Origin of the sequence: Nocardiopsis sp. CC223A, assembly GCF_030766825.1 — a bacterium.
In the GTDB taxonomy this organism is placed as follows: domain Bacteria; phylum Actinomycetota; class Actinomycetes; order Streptosporangiales; family Streptosporangiaceae; genus Nocardiopsis.
Genome location: NZ_JASFDV010000053.1, coordinates 1 through 16596 on the forward strand (window position 1 = coordinate 1; position 16596 = coordinate 16596).

At 71.2% G+C, this 16596-nt stretch carries 16 protein-coding genes and 1 tRNA gene; 10 read left to right on the forward strand and 7 right to left on the reverse strand.

All coding sequences use genetic code 11. The features are described from left to right. Positions 1-357: 357 nt before the first annotated feature. Together QJS33_RS19960 and QJS33_RS19965 are read right to left on the reverse strand one after the other, a co-directional pair. Positions 358-996 (reverse strand): hypothetical protein, encoded by a 639-nt coding sequence (locus QJS33_RS19960; RefSeq protein WP_306369548.1) that lies wholly within the window; start codon positions 994-996, stop codon positions 358-360. A gap of 2 nt (positions 997-998) precedes the next feature. Continuing rightward, positions 999-1613: a hypothetical protein gene (locus QJS33_RS19965; protein ID WP_306369549.1), complete on the reverse strand. Its 615-nt coding sequence runs from the start codon at positions 1611-1613 to the stop codon at positions 999-1001. A 556-nt stretch (positions 1614-2169) separates the two neighbouring features. Here QJS33_RS19965 and QJS33_RS19970 point away from each other — a divergent pair. Together QJS33_RS19970 and QJS33_RS19975 are read left to right on the forward strand one after the other, a co-directional pair. Next, positions 2170-2337 carry a hypothetical protein gene (locus QJS33_RS19970; RefSeq protein WP_306369550.1) on the forward strand — a complete coding sequence of 56 codons (168 nt, stop codon included), beginning with the start codon at positions 2170-2172 and terminating at the stop codon, positions 2335-2337. Between the two features lie 175 nt (positions 2338-2512). After that, complete coding sequence (locus QJS33_RS19975; RefSeq protein ID WP_306369593.1) at positions 2513-5449, forward strand: BTAD domain-containing putative transcriptional regulator; 2937 nt, start codon at positions 2513-2515, stop codon at positions 5447-5449. On the opposite strand, the gene QJS33_RS19980 is transcribed toward QJS33_RS19975, so the two are convergent. Continuing rightward, a complete protein-coding gene (locus QJS33_RS19980) occupies positions 5382-6230 on the reverse strand; it encodes an oxygenase MpaB family protein (protein ID WP_306369551.1) in 849 nt (282 codons plus the stop codon). The two genes, QJS33_RS19975 and QJS33_RS19980, sit on opposite strands and share 68 nt — an antisense overlap. A gap of 63 nt (positions 6231-6293) precedes the next feature. On the opposite strand from QJS33_RS19980, the gene QJS33_RS19985 reads away from it, so the two are divergent. The 5 genes from QJS33_RS19985 (at position 6294) to QJS33_RS20005 (ending at position 9831) form a co-directional block, all read left to right on the forward strand. After that, on the forward strand, positions 6294-6809 hold the full coding sequence (locus QJS33_RS19985) for a hypothetical protein (RefSeq protein ID WP_306369552.1): 516 nt from the start codon (positions 6294-6296) through the stop codon (positions 6807-6809). Positions 6810-7259: 450 nt separating this feature from the next. After that, complete coding sequence (locus QJS33_RS19990) at positions 7260-7805, forward strand: lytic polysaccharide monooxygenase auxiliary activity family 9 protein (protein ID WP_306369594.1); 546 nt, start codon at positions 7260-7262, stop codon at positions 7803-7805. A 121-nt stretch (positions 7806-7926) separates the two neighbouring features. Then, positions 7927-8697, forward strand: coding sequence for an ABC transporter ATP-binding protein (locus QJS33_RS19995; protein ID WP_306369553.1), 771 nt, complete (start codon positions 7927-7929; stop codon positions 8695-8697). Beyond that, positions 8697-9428, forward strand: a complete 732-nt coding sequence (locus tag QJS33_RS20000) for an ABC transporter permease (RefSeq protein ID WP_306369554.1) — start codon at positions 8697-8699, stop codon at positions 9426-9428. The genes QJS33_RS19995 and QJS33_RS20000 overlap by 1 nt, the downstream gene beginning before the upstream one ends. A 55-nt stretch (positions 9429-9483) precedes the next feature. Next, positions 9484-9831, forward strand: coding sequence for a ribosomal protein L7/L12 (locus QJS33_RS20005; RefSeq protein WP_306369555.1), 348 nt, complete (start codon positions 9484-9486; stop codon positions 9829-9831). 7 nt (positions 9832-9838) lie between these two features. Here QJS33_RS20005 and QJS33_RS20010 read toward each other — a convergent pair whose 3' ends face one another. Further along, positions 9839-10318 carry a hypothetical protein gene (locus tag QJS33_RS20010; RefSeq protein ID WP_306369556.1) on the reverse strand — a complete coding sequence of 160 codons (480 nt, stop codon included), beginning with the start codon at positions 10316-10318 and terminating at the stop codon, positions 9839-9841. Between the two features lie 223 nt (positions 10319-10541). Between QJS33_RS20010 and QJS33_RS20015 the strand changes: the two genes are divergently transcribed. Both QJS33_RS20015 and QJS33_RS20020 read left to right on the forward strand, forming a co-directional pair. Then, positions 10542-11756, forward strand: coding sequence for an amidohydrolase (locus QJS33_RS20015; RefSeq protein WP_306369557.1), 1215 nt, complete (start codon positions 10542-10544; stop codon positions 11754-11756). Between the two features lie 94 nt (positions 11757-11850). Further along, positions 11851-12057 carry a hypothetical protein gene (locus tag QJS33_RS20020; protein WP_306369558.1) on the forward strand — a complete coding sequence of 69 codons (207 nt, stop codon included), beginning with the start codon at positions 11851-11853 and terminating at the stop codon, positions 12055-12057. 184 nt (positions 12058-12241) lie between these two features. Here the strand turns inward: QJS33_RS20020 and QJS33_RS20025 are convergent. Then, a tRNA-Pro gene (locus QJS33_RS20025) sits at positions 12242-12315 on the reverse strand. Between the two features lie 74 nt (positions 12316-12389). Then, on the reverse strand, positions 12390-13319 hold the full coding sequence (locus QJS33_RS20030; protein ID WP_306369559.1) for a metallophosphoesterase: 930 nt from the start codon (positions 13317-13319) through the stop codon (positions 12390-12392). Between the two features lie 161 nt (positions 13320-13480). Here QJS33_RS20030 and QJS33_RS20035 point away from each other — a divergent pair, with 161 nt between their 5' ends. Next, positions 13481-13936, forward strand: a complete 456-nt coding sequence (locus tag QJS33_RS20035) for a GatB/YqeY domain-containing protein (protein WP_306369560.1) — start codon at positions 13481-13483, stop codon at positions 13934-13936. 83 nt (positions 13937-14019) lie between these two features. On the opposite strand, the gene QJS33_RS20040 is transcribed toward QJS33_RS20035, so the two are convergent. Then, a complete protein-coding gene (locus QJS33_RS20040; protein ID WP_306369561.1) occupies positions 14020-16398 on the reverse strand; it encodes a penicillin-binding protein in 2379 nt (792 codons plus the stop codon). Positions 16399-16596: the final 198 nt, after the last annotated feature.

Below are 16596 nucleotides of genomic sequence, written 5' to 3' on the forward strand. Positions count from 1 at the left end.
TTCGGCCCGTCCGGGGGGCCCGGGGCCCTGCGGCGCCCGCTGCGGTCCTGCGGCGGATACGCCCCGTCGTTCGCCGGACCGCGCGGATCCTGTGGCGGTCGCACCGGGCCGCCGAACCCCTCGGAGCCCGCGGACCGGTCCACCGGCCCCGGCCGCTGCCGCACGGGGCGCCGCGGGATCCGCTGCTCCGGCGGCGGCCCGGGACGCTCCCCGGGGTATCCGCCGTATCCGTCGGCCCGCCCCGCCGGGGGCGGACCGGACGGCCGTCCGGGAATACGGTACGGCGACGCCGGCGGCCCGCCCTCCCGCGGCGCGTCGCCGGGTCGGGGCCTGCGGGGGTCCCCGGGGTCCCCGGGCTCATTCGGACGCATCCGCCGCCTCCCCCGTCCCGTTCCCACCCATGTCGATCTCGGGCCCGGTCAGGATCACCGCTTCGGGGCCCGGCTCGGAGTCGACCTCGCCCAGGTCGATCTCCACCTGCGAGGACAGCCGGTCCTCGAACCCGGGCCGGTGCGTCAGCACCAGCGCAGGCCCGTCCAGGCGGTCTGCGGGCACCTCGAACACGAACGCGCCCCGCTGCGGGATCGCGGGGGAGAAGGTCCCCCGGTCCAGCGACGCCCAGAACCAGCCCCGCTCGTCGTACACCACGCCGTCGGCCATCCGCAGCTCCGCCGAGACCCCGTGCACCGTGTCCTCCAAGGCGGTCACCCGTGCCCACACGACCACCCACACACCGTTGGCGGGGACCTTCTCGGCGTCGCCGATGACGCTGCTGGTCACCTCGATCTCGGCGGTGACGTCCACCCGCGTCACCTCGGCCTCGAACGCGCGGCTGGACACCACCGACCCCTGCGCCCCGGCGGTCGCGACGGGCTCCACCAGAGCATCCTGGGCGACGATGAAGCGCTGGACGAAGAGGACCGCGGAGATCAGGCCGACGCACAGCACGAAGTTCAGGACGCGGCGCCCCACACCGGAGCGGGACTGCGAGGGCACGGTCAGCCCTCCCCGATCGACAGGTCGACCGTGCCGACGCTGGAACCGGCGACCGGGGTCCAGAAGAAACCGCCGCCGCCCGTCGTGACGAGCTTCTCGGTCTGGTGCACCGTGATCCGGATCGTGTCCACCTCGTCGGGGGAGACGCCGTCGGGCAGGGGCCAGCTGATCAGTGCCTCCTCGGGCATGTGCGGTTGCAGCCGCGTGGTGACGCCCTGGGGGTGGCGGGTCAGGGCCAGGTCGGGGTGCTTCACCCTGTGGTCTCCGGGGAACAGCCGCACATCCATGGTCGAGCCGATGTCGAACATCGACACCGGCAGGTCGGAGCCGTGCAGCTCCACGTCCGCGAGGACCTGGACGACGGCGCCCTTCACCTCGTCGGAGGCCGGTGCCGCCTCGTGCGGGGTGATCTCGTACAGGATGTTGCGCAGCCCGGTGCCGGGCGGTTCCGGGTCGGGGGAGGCGGTTTCGAGCCCGCCGAACAGGTACAGGCCCAGCACGGCGACGGCCACGACGGCCGCTCCGACGGAGAGCACCGCGGCACGCAGAACACGGTCGCCGGGCAGGATGGGGTGGGGGCGACCGGGGGTTTCGTCCAGATGGGCGTGATGGGCCACGCGCCGCAGTTTAGGCCCGAATGCCCCTGGCGTACCGTGAACGGCCACAAGAGGTCACACCGTCACCGGGAGCCGCTCCCGCACGGGTCGGCACCGGGTTCCCCCGCCACGGAGGCCCGAGCCCCGTGGAGGAGGGGAGAACAGGGCGGCGAATGGTGATCAGATTCCCGTTTGCCCGGCCTCCGGACGGGTATCGGAAAAGGCGAATGCGTCACCCCGGGTGTACGTCCATTCCACGCTGTGTCGTTTCTCCCGAGCCTCGGCTCCGGCCCTCTCCGCGGGCTGTAAGTGGACTGAAAGCGGCCTGGAAGAAGATCTCTCTAGTGTCGAAGGCGTTCGGCACGACCGGTCGCCGCGAGAGGACGGCTCGCGAACCTCCCGACCGGATCGTCGTTCGTTGGACACATGCCACCCGTGGCGTTCCCTGAGGCGGAGCCCGCCACGGGTGGCCCGTCCGCCCCGAAGGGCGGTGAAGTCCGTGATGGTGCGCAGACGACGTAGAGCCACCCTGCGGCTCTATGCGAGTGCGGTGAGACGAGGATTGCGAGTCCCCCAGATGCTGACTCTCGACGACCGGTTCGAGGCGATCATCGCCGACGCGATGCCCGAGGCCAAGATGGTCCCCGTGCAGGAGCCGGAACCGGAGCCGGAGAAGTCGGTTCCGGCCGACGTCCTACCCGCCGAGGGCGCGCCCGCCGAGGAGAAGTCCTCCGAGGAGAAGTAGCGACCCGAGGTAGCCGAAAAGACACTCCGAGTATCTGAAGCAGAGGGGGAGATACTCGGAGTTTTCGGTATGACCGGATTCCGCTTTGGCGCAATTCTTCTTGCTAGGGTTGCTCCTTGTGGAATTCGGTGTGCTCGGCCCCATCGCCGCCTGGTCCGACGGGCGCCCGGTTTCGATCGGCGGACCGCGGCAACGCTGTGTACTCGGCGCACTCCTGGTGAATCTCGGCCGGGAAGTCACCGTGGACCGGCTCATCGGTTACCTCTGGAGTGACGAGCCCCCGCGCACCGCTCGTTCGGTCATCCAGGTCCAGGTCTCCCACCTGCGCCGATTGATCCCCGACCGCATTTCCACCACCGCCGGCGGTTATGTCCTCGACGTCGATCCGGAATCCGTCGACCTGTACCGCTTCCGTCGTCTGCGTGACGAGGCCGCCCACGCCGAACCCGAGGTCGCGCTGGAGCTGCTCGACCGGGCCCTCGCCTGCTGGCGCGGGGTCCCCTTCTCCGGGATCGGCTCGGAGTCCCTGGAACACACGGTCGTCTCCCCCCTGCGCGAGGAGAAGTGGAGCGCCGTCCTCTCCTGGGCCTCGTGCGCCCTGGAGGCGGGCCGGAACTTCGAGGTCGTCTCGCGCCTCACCCCGTTGGCGGGCGAGGAGCCCTTTCGGGAGCGTCTGCACCATTTGCTCATCACCGCGCTGTGGCGGGACAACGAGAAGGCGCGGGCTCTGGCCGCCTACGAGGACTTCCGCGCGCGACTGGCCGACGAACTGGGTGTGGACCCCGGCCCCGAACTCATGTCGCTGCACACCCGCATCCTCCGGGAGGACGCCGACCAGGCCCAGAAACCCCGACCCGAACCAACGGAATCGGGGTTTCGTTACCGGGTCCGCAACGACCTGCCCCGGGACCTGCCGGACTTCACCGGCCGCCGGGACACCCTGCGGCGGTTGGAAGAGGTGTCGCTCACCGATGCCGGCCGAGCCGAGGTCTGTGTCATCACGGGAGCCGGAGGCGAGGGCAAGACCACCACGGCGGTACGTTTCGGTTACGAAGCCGCCAAACGTTATCCCGACGGTCAGCTCTTCATCGACCTCTACGGGTACACCGCGGGCAAGGAGCCCCTGGAGCCGCGGGCCGCTCTCGGCTCCCTCCTGCGCGCGGTGGGCGTGGACCCGGAAGAGGTCCCCGAAAGCCTGGAGGAGCGCGCCGCCCTGTGGCGGGCCACTCTCATGGGGCGCAAGGTGCTCCTCGTTCTGGACAATGCGGCGAGTTACGCCCAGGTCAGCCCGCTGCTCTCCTCCTCACCGGGCTCCCTCACGCTCATCACCAGCAGGAACGAGCTCTCGGGCCTGAGCGGCGCCCGCTTCCTCTCCCTGGGGATGTTCGATGAGGAATCCTCCCTGGAACTCCTGTCCCGGGTCCTGGGCCGGGACAGGGTGGAGGCCGAGGAAGACCGGGCCCGCGAGATCGCACGGATCTGCGGCGGACTGCCGCTGGCCCTGCGGGTCATCGCGGGCCGTATGCTCAGCCGCCCCCGGTGGTCGTTCGAGCACGTGGTGCGCCGCCTCAACGAGCAGAACCGCAAATTCCGGGAACTCCAGGTCGACGGCCAGAGTGTGGAAACGGCCATCGACCTCTCCTACCGGAGCCTGGACGAGGACCAGCGCAAAGCCTTCCTCACACTGTCCCTGATGATCGGCAACACCATCGATCTGGCGGGCGGCTCCGCGCTGTTCGGCACGCTGGTCGAGGACGCCGACGACGTCCTCCAGGAGTTCGTCGGCGTGTGCCTGCTCGATGAGCCCCAGGGGGACGTGTACCGCATGCACGACCTCATCAGGGATTTCGCCCTGGAGCGCGCTCAAGGGGAGTTCGGCGCCGAGCACGTGGCCGAGGCCAGGACACGGCTCGCCGAGTACTACCTGGCGACCTCCCAGCATGCCGCGGGTCTCCTGGGTCCCGGCGTCCTGGAGGAAGAGGAGAAGCTGAAGTCCGGTTACCGCACCGAACTCATGCGCCGGGAGGACGCCGAGAAGTGGTTCCACCTGCACCGGGACAACCTGGCGGACACCATCGACTACTTCTCCGCGAGCGGGAACGGCGAACACGCCTGGCGCATGGCCGAATCGGTGTGGCGCTTCTACGCCCTGCACGGTCAGATGGAGCTGCTCATAGGTTCCCACCAGCGACTCCTACAGGCCAATGACCGGCAGGGCAACAAACGCGGGCGGGCCGTCACCCTCATCGGCCTGGGCATAGCCCACTACATCTCCGGGAGGTTCGACGAGTCGCTGGGCATGCTGGTCGAGGCCCGGGACCTGCTCTCCGAACTGGGGGACGGCCGGGGCAGCATCCGGGCCCTGGCCAACCTGGGCATGGTCTACGAGAGGGTCGGTCGGCTGTACGAATCGGCCGAGGCCATCCAGGGGGTCATCGACCATGCCAAGAACTTGGGAGACCAGCGTCTGGAAGCCCTCCAGTGGGGCAACCTCGCGGTGGTCAGGCAGAGTCTCGGGCAGTACCACGAAGCCCTCCACTGTGCCGAGCAGGCCGAGACCAAGGCTCCCGAGGAGGATTGGGAAGAGGCCGCCGTCCTGGTCAAACGGGTGATGGGCGAGGCCAAGGTGGCTCTCGGCGAGGTGGATTCGGGGCTTGCGGACCTCGGCGAGGCGATGGAGACGGCCTCGCGTACCGGGCTGGTCGCCGGTCAGATCTACATCCACAACTCCCTCGGTATCGCCTACCGCGCGATGCAGGCGTGGGGGGAGGCCGTCGAGGCCCACCGGGCCGCCCTCTCCCTGGCCGAGGCGTCCGGGGACCGCAGCGGCGACGCCGAGATCCTCACCGACCTGGGGATCACCCACGCCGAGGCCGGGCACCACGAGGAGGCCGCGATCGCCCTGGAGAAGGCGCACGCCATCGCCCTGGAGCGCGACGAGCGCTACACCGTCGCCCGCGCCTGCCTGGCCCTGGGCACCCTGCCCGCGCCCACCGTGGCCGCGGCTCGGGCCGAGGAGTTCCTGCGCACGGCGGCGGAGATCCTCACCGAGGTGGGGTCGCCCGACGCCGAACGCGCCCGCGCGGCCCTGGCCGACCGCTTCGGCGGCTGAGCCGGACCGGGTCGCCGCTCCGGCGCATCGACCACAGGCACACGGTGGCGGGCAGCGTCCGCACCGGCCGGGGCACCCGGGGGTAGACGATCCGTGTGACGGCCAGGATCCAGTCGAACAGCCGCTGCCGGCCCGGCGACCAGGGCAGGCCGAACCCGTCGCGCAGCCGTTCCGGCAACAGGCCGGCGGTGAGCAGTTCCTGGAGGGGTATCAGCAGGCGCAGCACCGGCTGGCGGGGTCGGAACAGACGACGGGTGATGTCGCGGGCCTCGTCCCCCACCTCCAGCCGGGTGACCGCCTCCTCCCAGTAGGCGTCGAACGCCTCGGGGGTGCCGGGCCAGGCCGCGGCGGGCAGCCCCAGGGCGGTGCCGAACACCGACGCCTCCCGCAGGAAGAGCGCGTACTCCTCGTCGTCGCGGAACCCGCCGAACACCAGCGTGTACACGCGGGCGGAACCGTGGCAGAGCGTGGCGGCGACCCACAGCAGGAGGTCGTCGTCCAGGGCCCGGTAGCCGGGGCCGTTGACCTTCTTGTGCATCGCCCGGACGACGGCGTGCAGGCGTTCACGCTCCTCGTCGGTGCCGTAGACCGTTCCGTAGACGTAGGCGAGCGTGCCGAAGAGCCGGGCGAAGGGGCGGTTCTCGAAGTCGCTGTGGTGGTACACCCCGTGTGCGACGCTGGGGTGGGCGATCTGGAGCAGCACGGCGTACCCGGCCCCGCCCAGGAGGCAGGACTCCGCGGTGATCCGCCGGAGCGGCGATTCATCGGACGATCGGCCCATGTCCAGGATCGTAGGAGATAAACCGCTTCCTCCGGGAGTGGTACACGCCGTACCGTCTCCCCCATGCGAGAAGTCCGCGACGACGACACCGCGCTCCTGCGCCTGTTGGACGACGCGGGGCGCTCCCGGATCGACACGGCCATCCGGGAACGCGGATACATCGCCGGGGTCATCGCCGTCCGGGAGGCCTTCCGCCCCTGGGGCGGCCTGCACCTGTACGACGCGCGGGACATGGTCCTGAAGCGGTTCGCCGAACTCGGTGTCGACCCCTGCCCGCCCGAGCCCGTGCCGACGATGCCGGACCTGGTGGAGCGGATCGCCGGCCGTCAGGGCGTGCTCCGTGAACTGGTCATCTCCTGGGACGGCGACGACTTCGGGTGGATGGTCCGGCTGGACGCCCGCTTCGCGTCGGGGGAGGAGGCGCTCGTCGTGTGTCTGCGCTGCCGTGCACCCGGACCGGTCGGATGGGCCGAGCCGCGGGAGGTCCGGGCGTTCGGCGCGGCGCTGGCCGAACGCTTCCGGGTGCCGCTCCGGACCGATCACGAGGACGCCCCGTACGGGATTTCCGAGGCGGACTGAAGTCGGGTAAGGGAAAACTATCCCTTCGGTGAGGTCCAGTGGACAGGCCCCGCCCGCCCGGATTGGTCTACACCTCTCTCCGTCCAGACCGCTCGCGCACCGCGGCCTCCATCCCCCCTGCTCTCACTCCATGCGCCCGCCCGATCGCCACCCGTACCAGCGGCCGGAGGGTGCGCAGTGGTCCGGAACGCGGTCCGGTCCCACCCTCCTCACCCGTGTCACCAGGACCCTTGCACTCTTCGTCACAGCCTGCCTACGGTCTTCCGCAATGGGCGGGAACCCCACGTGCACAGGGGATTCCGGGACGACGCCGTCCGGTGCCCGGGAGCCATCCGAACCCCGAGCACCCAGCCCCGCCCTGGACCGGAAACGGTCCGGGTCATCCCGCTACGCGTCCCCCGATGCGCCCCCACACCACCGGGGACCATGACCCCCACAGAAGGGCCCCGCATGCAGACCCGCAGGACCGACACCCCCCGAAAACACCGCCCGCTGCGCGCCGTGACGGCGCTCGCCGCCGCCACCACCCTCCTCTTCGGCCTCATGCCCGTGGGCACGGCCAACGCGCACGGCTACACCTCCAACCCACCGAGCCGCCAGGCGCAGTGCGCCGCCGGAACCGTCCAGTGCGGTTCCATCCAGTGGGAGCCGCAGAGCGTCGAGGGCCCCAAGGGCCTGACCAGCTGCTCCGGCGGCAACGCCCGCTTCGCCGAGCTGGACGACGACGGCTACGGCTGGCAGCGGACCGACGTCGGCCGCACCCAGTCCTTCACCTGGACCATCACGGCCAACCACCGCACCTCCACCTGGGAGTACTTCATCGGCGGCCAGCGGATCGCGGTCTTCGACGACGGCGGTGCGCAGCCGCCCTCGACCTTCTCCCACACCCTCGACCTGTCCGGCTACAACGGCCCGCAGAAGATCCTCGCGGTGTGGAACGTCTACGACACGGCCAACGCCTTCTACGCCTGCATCGACGTCAACGTCCGCAGCTGACCACCTGCCGCACCCCCGGCCCGGCTCCACACCCGGGCCGGGGGCCGCGGTGCGCACGGCGGGAGCGCCGACCCGGGCCCGGCGCATTGATCCGGCCGTGAAAGCGGCCTACCGTCCGACCATGGACACCGATGCGGTAACGGCGACCGGGCTGACCGTCCGGCGCGGCGGACAGGACGTGCTCACCGGACTCGACCTGAGCGTCCCCGCGGGCGAGGTGGTCGGCCTGCTCGGGCCCAGCGGCAGCGGCAAGACCACGCTCATGCGCGCGATCACCGGCGTGCAGCGCATCACCGCGGGCACCGTCACGGTGCTCGGCCACCCGGCCGGAGCGGCCCCGCTGCGCACCCTGATCGGCTACGCGGCGCAGACCCCCTCGGTCTACGCCGACCTCACCGTCCGGGAGAACCTCACCTACTTCGCCTCCGTACTGCGGGCGCCCCGCACCGACCCGGACCGGGTCATGGCGGAGGTCGGCCTCACCGACCTGGCCCGCCGCCCGGCGGGCGAACTGTCCGGCGGCCAGCACGCCCGGGCCAGCCTGGCGGTCGCCCTGCTGGGGAGCCCGCGGCTGCTGGTCCTGGACGAGCCGACGGTGGGGCTGGACCCGGTGCTGCGCGAGGAACTGTGGTCGCTCTTCCACCGGCTCCGCGACCGCGGCACCACCCTGCTGGTCTCCAGCCACGTGATGGAGGAGGCCGGGCGCTGCGACCGGCTCGTGCTGCTGCGCGAGGGCCGCCTGGTCACCGAGGAGACACCCGCACGGCTGCGGACGCGCACCGGTGTACAGGACCTGGAACAGGCCTTCCTGCGCATCGTCCGCGAACCCGACCTCGGGCACGGCCGCCACGAACGCCCGGCGTCCGAGGCCCCCACCGGGGGTGAGGACTGATGCACCCCGCCCTCACCGGCGCCACCGCACTGCGCATCCTGCGCCAGCTCCGCCACGACCCGCGCACGGTCGCCCTGCTCCTCGTCGTCCCGTCACTGCTGCTGGTGCTGCTGCGCTTCGTCTTCGACGACGAGGTGTTCTTCGCCCGGCTGGCCCCGCAACTGGTGGCGATCTTCCCGTTCGTCGTGCTGTTCCTCATCACCTCGATCGCGACCCTGCGCGAACGCCGCAGCGGCACCCTGGAACGGCTCATGACCCTGCCGGTGGGCCGGTTCGACCTGCTCCTCGGGTACGCACTGGCGTTCGGCCTGGTCGCCGTCGTCCAGGTGGCCGTGGTGATCGCGGTGGCGCTGGGACTGGGCATGGAGACCGAGGGGTCGCTGTGGACCCTCGGCGTGATCGCCCTGGTCGACGCTCTGCTGGGGATCGCCCTGGGGCTGTTCGCCAGCGCGTTCGCCCGCAGCGAGTTCCAGGTGGTGCAGTTCATGCCGGCGTTCGTCATGCCGCAGGTCCTGCTGTGCGGGCTGTTCGCCCCGCGCGAGGACATGGCCGACGCCCTGTACTGGATCTCCGTGGTGATGCCCCTGTCCTACGCGGTGGACGCCATCACCGAGGCCGTGGAACGGACCGAGGTCACCGGCGACCTGCTCGTGGACACCGGGATCGTGCTGGGGTCCGCCGTGCTGGCACTGCTCCTGGGCGCGGCCACCCTGCGCCGCCGGACACCCTAGGGCCCGGGACTACACTGCGACGGAACGGAACGCTCCCGGAAAGGGCCGCACGACCATGGGTTTCTTCGACGGACTCCGCAAGCCCCCGGCGCCGGCCCGACCGCTGGACCAGGTCACCGTCGACGAGGCCCTCGCCCTCGTCCGCGCCCGGCGCAAGATCGAGGCCATCAAGCTCGTGCGCGAGCGCACCGGCATGGGCCTGGCCGAGGCCAAGGACGCGGTCGACGCACTCGAAGAGGGCCGGTCCGTCCCCGTCGAACCGGCCCCGGGCCACAGCCTCGCCGACCGGGTCCGCGAACTCCTCGGGCGGGACCGGGTCGCCGAGGCCATCGTCCTGGTCTCCCGCGAGACCGGCATGACCGAAACCGAGTCCGCACGCTTCATCGACAGCCTCGACCGCTGACCCCGGGTCACCGGCGGCGCAGGTGTGCGCCGCTCGACGGCAGGAACATCGCGACCATCGCCCCCAGCACCGCGGCGATGTGCACCCCCCGCACCGTGTAATAGGCCAGGTCGGCCCCGCCCGCCGCGGCCAGCGCCGCCCCGACATCACCGTCCGCGGCGAACCAGCCGACCAGCGGCACCACCAGGGTGGCCAGACCGATGCAGCCGAGCAGGGCGGCGAGTGCGATCCGGGCCCATCCACGGCCCTGGTACAGCCGGAGCACCAGCAGTGTCGCACCCCCGTAGACCACCGTGCGCAGTGCGATGTTCGCGACCAACCCGGGCCCGAACCCCTCCCCGGCGATGACCCCCGCCGCCCCGATGACCGATTCCACCACCCCGGCGCCGATCGCGACCAGCCACAGGAGGCAGGCCGTCCGCAGCGTCGGAGGAGGCGCTTCCCGCCCTGAGGCCCGGTCATCCGTCCGCGTCGTCGTCTCCACCATGGCTCCCCGAATCGCTCCGTCGTCGATGGAACGAGTCTGGGCCACCGCGCGGCCCGGGTCAGGGGTGACCGGACGCCGGTCCCGCAGTGGTGCCCGTACCCCGCCCATGGGGGTACTCGCCACCGCCCTTCGCACGGTGGCGACGACGATGGTCCCGGCCCCCTCCCCCCGCGACCGCTATCGTGCACGGGACCCCGCTCCGACCGCCGAGGAAGGCCGCTCAATGACCGTCGAGACCACCTCCGCCGTCACCGACCCCGAGCGCATGCACCGGATCTACCGGCACCTGCACACCCACCCCGAACTGTCCATGCAGGAGCACGCCACCGCCGACTTCATCGCCGCCGAACTCGACGACCTCGGCATCGAGAACTTCCGCTGCGGCGGCACCGGCGTAGTGGGCGTCATCCGAAACGGACCCGGCCCCGTCGTCGCGTTCCGCGCCGACACCGACGGGCTGCCCATCGCCGAGGACACCGGACTGGACTACGCCAGCACCGCCACCGGCACCCTGGAGGACGGCACCGAGGTGCCCGTCATGCACGGCTGCGGGCACGACACCCACGTCACGTCCCTGCTCACCGCCGCCCGCGAACTGCTCGGCCGCACCGGCGACTGGTCCGGGACCCTGGTCCTCGTGTTCCAACCGGGTGAGGAGACCGCCGCGGGCGCCCGCGCCATGGTCGACGACGGCCTGTGGGACCGCGCCCCGCGCCCCGAAGTGGTCCTGGGCCAGCACGTGATGCCCGCCCGCGCCGGAAGCGTGACCCTCTCCCACGGCACCGCCATGGCCATGGCCGACGCGCTGCGCGTGACCCTCTACGGCCGCCAGTCCCACGGTTCGCAACCGCAGTCCGCCATCGACCCGATCGTGCTCGGCGCACACGTGATCGCCCGGCTCCAGACCATCGTCTCCCGCGAGCTGGACCCGCGCTCCCCGGCGGTCATCACCTGCGGCACCTTCCACGCGGGCCTGAAGGAGAACATCATCCCCGACCGCGCGGTGTTCACCCTCAACATCCGCACCTTCGAGCAGGACGTGCGCGAGCAGGTGCTCGCCGCGGTCCGCCGCGTCATCGCCGCCGAGGCCGCCGCCTCCAACGCCCCCGAACCGCTGGTCGAGGAGATCTACACCTTCCCGCGCTGCTACAACGACCCCGACGCCGCCGCCCGCGTCGAGTCGGCGCTGCGCGCCGAACTCGGCGCGGACAACGTGTCCGTCGGCGAGCCGGTCATGGGCAGCGAGGACTTCGGCCACCTAGCCGACTCCATCGGCGTGCCCGCGGTCTACTGGATGTTCGGCGGCTTCGCCCCCGACACGGGCGAACCCCCGGTCAACCACTCCCCGTTCTTCGCCCCGCTCATCGAACCCACCCTCACCACGGGCACCCGCGCGGCCGTCGCCGCCATCCTCACCTACCTCACCCCCAACCCCTGACCCGGAAAACCGGCCGGCCCCGGCCCTGCACGCCGGTGTTACCGTGAATCGAGCGTGCTCCACCCCTCCGCCCAGAACACGGAAGGGAACCGTCATGGCAGACCCGACCGGCACCGCCGGTGATCGACCCACCCCCACAGAACCGGGCCACGAGGGCATCGAGGTGGTCGTGAACGGCCTGACACCGGCGTGGGACGGCCGCGACTTGGCGGCGGAGGCCGTCAGCGACGATGAGCGGCTCGGCACCTTCCAGCGCAACCAGCTGTTCGAGGCGATGGGGGACACCCCCGAGATCGCCTGAGACCCCGGAGCCCCTACCGGGCCTCGGGGATCACGGGGCGGCGCCGGGACGATCGGCGGATCACTTCGGGCCCGCCCCCCGCTTCCAGCGCTGGCCCTCCACCTCCCGGACGAGGTCGAGCGGTGGGTCGAGACAGTCCGCAAACGCCGAGAGGCCGGTCCCGAAGGACCGGCCTCTCGCTCTGTCGGGGTGGCGGGATTTGAACCCACGACCTCTTCGTCCCGAACGAAGCGCGCTGCCAAGCTGCGCTACACCCCGAAGCAACGAGGCCAAGTCTAGCGGACGTCGGGAGTGCTCGGGTAATCGATTACGGGACTGTGGTCCAGGCCTCCTCAGGCCGCTCCCGGGCCCGCCACGAGGTCCAGCAGTGACGCCTCCGGGCGACAGCAGAACCGCACCGGCGCGTACGGCGAGGTGCCCAGTCCGCCGGAGACGTGCAGCCAGGCCCCCGCGTACTCGTGCAGCCCCCACGCCCGCCGCCGGTCGATGCCGCAGTTGGTGACCAGCGTCCCGTAGAACGGCAGGCACAGCTGGCCGCCGTGGGTGTGCCCGGCGAGCATCAGCTGGTAGCCGTCGGCCGCGAACCGGTCCAGGTTGGCGGGCTCGGGCGAGTGCAGCACGCCCAGCCGCAGGTCCGCCGACGGGTCGGCCGGGCCGGCGATCTCGTCGTAGCGATCCAGCTTGATGTGCGAGTCGTGCACGCCGCCCAGCGCCACCTCCAGGCCGCCCGCCTTGAGGGACCCCTTGCGGTTGTTCAGGTCCAGCCAGCCCGAGGCGGACATCGCCGCGCCCAGTTCGCGCCAGGGCAGGTCCGGCACCCGGCGCTTGTTGTAGTCGGTCTTGCTGGTCCGCCACAGGTAGCGGGCCGGGTTCTTCAACTGGGGGGAGAACAGGTCGTTGGACCCGTACACGAACGCGCCCGGACGGTCCAGCAGCGGCCCCAGGGCGTCGATGAACGGCTCCACCGCCTCCGGGTGCGCCAGCGAGTCCCCGGTGTTGACCACCAGGTCGGGCTCGTGCCGCTCCAGGCCGCGGATCCAGTCGATGAGCATCCGCCGGCCCGGCGTCAGGTGCGCGTCGGACAGGTGCAGGATGCGCAGGCGCGGGCTGCCCGGGGGCAGCAGGGGCAGCTCGTACCGGTGCAGCCGGAACCAGTTGCGCTCGATGACCGAGGCGTAGGCCAGCCCGGCGACCCCGACGGCCCCCGTGACCGCGACCGCCCGCCCGGTGTTGCGCAGGAGTCGTCCCTTGTCGATGCCCATGCGGCCTTCTTCTTCCTCGTCGGGCTCGGATGAGGGGTGCGGCCGTCTCGTCCGGGACGGAGAGGTCGCAGAACGACGTTCCGGCACCCCCGACGATGGTCTCACGCCGTCCGCGCACAAAACGTTGGTCGGCCGATGGGGTACCGCCGTAGGATCGGCCCATGTCCGAACTCAAAGACCGCCTCAAGAACGACCTGACCACGGCCATCAAGGCGCGTGACAAGGTGCGCACCGGCACCCTCCGCATGGTCCTGGCCGCGATCTCCACCGAGGAGGCCGCCGGTTCCGCCCAGCGCGCCCTCGGCGACGACGAGGTCGTCAAGCTGCTGACCCGCGAGGCCAAGAAGCGCCGCGAGGCCGCCGAGGCGTTCGACAAGGGCGGCCGCCCCGAGCAGGCCGAGGCCGAGCGGGCGGAGAGCGAGATCATCTCGGACTACCTTCCCGAGCAGCTCACCGACGAGGAGCTGTCCGCCCTGGTCGCCGCCGCCGTCGAGGAGACCGGCGCGCAGACCCCCAGGGACATGGGCAAGGTCATGAAGGTCGTCAACCCCAAGATCGCCGGGCGGGCCGAGGGCTCGCGGGTGGCGGCCGAGGTCAAGCGGCGGCTGGCCGGCTGACCCCCGGGAGGGGACCCCGGAACGCCCGAGGGGGCCGCGGCGTGTGCCGCGGCCCCCTCGGTGCCTCTTCGCAGGGCGTCCCGCTAGTCGCGGGTGGTGGTCGGCGTGTGCGCCGGCCGGACCCGGAACCACCCGTCGTCGTCCTCGTCCGCGCCCGCGGTCCCGCCGCCCCGGCTCAGGAACACGTTGACCGTGGCACCCTCCGGCAGGCGTGTGCCCGGGTCGGGGTTGACCGCGGCCACCGCGCCCTCCGGCTCCGGCGAGTTCAGGCGGGTGCCGGACACGTTCGCCGTGTACCCGGCCTCCTCCAGGGCCGTCACCGCGTCCGCCTCGGTCAGCCCGACCACGTCGGGCACACCGCCGTCGTCGGACGCCGGGCTGGGGTCGTCGTCGGGTTCCGAGGGCGGCCTCGGAACGGAGGTGGAGCCGAACCTGCCCGGTGCCGAGGGCAGCTGCTCGACCTCCAGGCCCTCGTGGGCCGCCCGGAAGCTCTCCTGCCAGATCCGCCCCGAGATCGTCGCCCCGTACACCACCGAGAAGTAGCGGTCGCCGATGGTGACGTTGCGCAGCGGGTACTGCTGCGGGCCGCGCGGGTCGGCGACGAACACCGCGGACGCCATCTGCGGCGTGAACCCGGCGAACCAGGCCGCCGCGGAGCCGTCCGTGGTCCCGGTCTTGCCGCCCGCCGGACGCCCGATGCCCAGGGCGCTGGCGGTACCGCCGTTGAACGTCTGCGACAGCAGGTAGGCGACGCCGTCGGCGACGTCCTCCTCCAGGACCCGCTCGCACTCCGGCTCGATCTCGATCGTGGAGTCGGCCTGCTTGTCCTCGATCTTGGTGATGGCCTGCGGCTCGCAGTACACACCGCCCGAGGCGAAGGTCGCGTAGGCGTTGGCGACCCGCAGCGGGGACACCTCCTCGCTGCCCAGCGTGAAGCTGCTGTTGGCCAGCGAGTTCTCGTTCTCGGTGAACAGGGTGCCGTCGGCCCGCTTCAGGCCCAGCTTCTCGGCCATCTTCATGACGTCGCAGATGCCGACCTTGGCCTGGAGCTGCGCGAAGTAGGTGTTGGACGACGCCTTGGTGCCCGACACCATGTTGTGCGTGGTGCCCGAGGCCGTGTCACCGGCGTTGCTGGGCTCCCACGTCGCCAGGTACCCGCCGTTGCAGTTGCGCTGCCCGGACACGGACACACTGGTCGGCGAGTTGAACGCCGTGCTGAACGGCAGCCCCTCCTCCAGTGCCGCCGCCAGGGTGATGGCCTTGAACGTCGACCCGGCCTGGAAGCCGGTGCTGCCGCCCCGGTCGGAGTCGGTGGCGAAGTTGATGGAGGTCTCGCCGAGCTTGCTCTCGTCGGGGCCGTAGTTGCGGCCCTGCGCCATACCGAGGATCCGACCGCTTCCCGGCTCGATGATCACCTGGGCGGACACCTTGCGGGACTCGTTCTCGCGCGGCACCCACTCGTCGACGGCGGTCTGCGAGGCCTCCTGGACCTGCGGCCGCAGCGTGGTGTGGATCTCCAGGCCCGCGGTGCGCAGCCAGCGCGCCCGCTCGGTCTCGTTGGGGCCGAACCGCTCGTCCTTCTCGATCTCCTGGACCACGTAGTCGCAGAAGAACGGCTGGCCGCTGGGGACGCACCCGTTGGGCGGGGTGTCCAGGTCCACCTCCAGCGGCTCCTCCTTGGCCTCCTCGGCCTCGGCCTCGGTGATGGCCCCGGAGGCGACCATGCGGTCGAGGACGACGTTGCGGCGCTCGACGGTCTGCTCGGGGAAGAACCGGGGGTTGTAGAGGTAGGGGTAGCGGACCAGGCCGGCGATGGTCGCCGCCTGGTGCAGCTCCAGCTCGCTGGCGGGGATGTCGAAGTAGTGCTGGGCCGCCGACTCGACGCCGTAGGCGCCGTCGCTGAAGTAGGCGATGTTGAGGTAGCCCTCAAGGATCTCGTCCTTGGTCATCCGCTTCTCCAGTGCCACGGCGTACCGCAGCTCCCGGATCTTGCGGGCGATCGTCTCCTCGCGGGCGGCGTCCAGCTCCTCCTGGGAGGTGGCGGCCTCGATCTGGACGTTCTTGACGTACTGCTGGGTGATCGAGGAGGCGCCCTGGGTGTTGCCGCCCAGGGTGCGCACGGCGGCGCGCAGCGTGCCCGCGACGTCCAGGCCGCCGTGCTCGTAGAAGCGGGCGTCCTCGATGGCGAGGATGGCGTCGATCATGACCGGGGAGATGTCCTCAAGGGGGACGAGTTCGCGGTTCTGATCGAAGATCTCGGCGATGACGCCGCCGTCGGCGTCATAGATGGTGGAGCGCTGCGGAGGAGGCGGCGTCTCCAGGTTGCTCGGCATGTCGAGGAACCCGGCCGCGATGTTGCGGGCCGTGATGCCCATACCGCCGACGGCGGGCAGTGTCAGCGCGGCCACCAGAAGGCCCGCGATCGCACTGACGACGACAAGTTGGCTGATTCTCTGAAGCAATGTCCCCTGACCCACCCCATCAGACTAAGTGACCACATGAGCGCGAAGAGGTGCGCTGTGGAACGGATGGTGCTGGGACGTACCGAAACGCCCACGGCACCGCGCGGGCCCTGCCACCAGACCATCTTTTCACGTGTTATCGCAGCCCCTGTGCCCTTCGGTTCGGTCGCACAGGGGGCCCGGGCCATCGCGTTCGGG

What these genes read in the sequence shown, in the direction of transcription:
- QJS33_RS19970 (WP_306369550.1), top strand. Translation starts at nt 2,170, where the DNA reads ATGCTGACTCTCGACGACCGGTTCGAGGCGATCATCGCCGACGCGATG.
- QJS33_RS19980 (WP_306369551.1), bottom strand. Translation starts at nt 6,230, where the DNA reads ATGGGCCGATCGTCCGATGAATCGCCGCTCCGGCGGATCACCGCGGAG.
- QJS33_RS19985 (WP_306369552.1), top strand. Translation starts at nt 6,294, where the DNA reads ATGCGAGAAGTCCGCGACGACGACACCGCGCTCCTGCGCCTGTTGGAC.
- QJS33_RS19990 (WP_306369594.1), top strand. Translation starts at nt 7,260, where the DNA reads ATGCAGACCCGCAGGACCGACACCCCCCGAAAACACCGCCCGCTGCGC.
- QJS33_RS19995 (WP_306369553.1), top strand. Translation starts at nt 7,927, where the DNA reads ATGGACACCGATGCGGTAACGGCGACCGGGCTGACCGTCCGGCGCGGC.
- QJS33_RS20000 (WP_306369554.1), top strand. Translation starts at nt 8,697, where the DNA reads ATGCACCCCGCCCTCACCGGCGCCACCGCACTGCGCATCCTGCGCCAG.
- QJS33_RS20005 (WP_306369555.1), top strand. Translation starts at nt 9,484, where the DNA reads ATGGGTTTCTTCGACGGACTCCGCAAGCCCCCGGCGCCGGCCCGACCG.
- QJS33_RS20010 (WP_306369556.1), bottom strand. Translation starts at nt 10,318, where the DNA reads ATGGTGGAGACGACGACGCGGACGGATGACCGGGCCTCAGGGCGGGAA.
- QJS33_RS20015 (WP_306369557.1), top strand. Translation starts at nt 10,542, where the DNA reads ATGACCGTCGAGACCACCTCCGCCGTCACCGACCCCGAGCGCATGCAC.
- QJS33_RS20020 (WP_306369558.1), top strand. Translation starts at nt 11,851, where the DNA reads ATGGCAGACCCGACCGGCACCGCCGGTGATCGACCCACCCCCACAGAA.
- QJS33_RS20030 (WP_306369559.1), bottom strand. Translation starts at nt 13,319, where the DNA reads ATGGGCATCGACAAGGGACGACTCCTGCGCAACACCGGGCGGGCGGTC.
- QJS33_RS20035 (WP_306369560.1), top strand. Translation starts at nt 13,481, where the DNA reads ATGTCCGAACTCAAAGACCGCCTCAAGAACGACCTGACCACGGCCATC.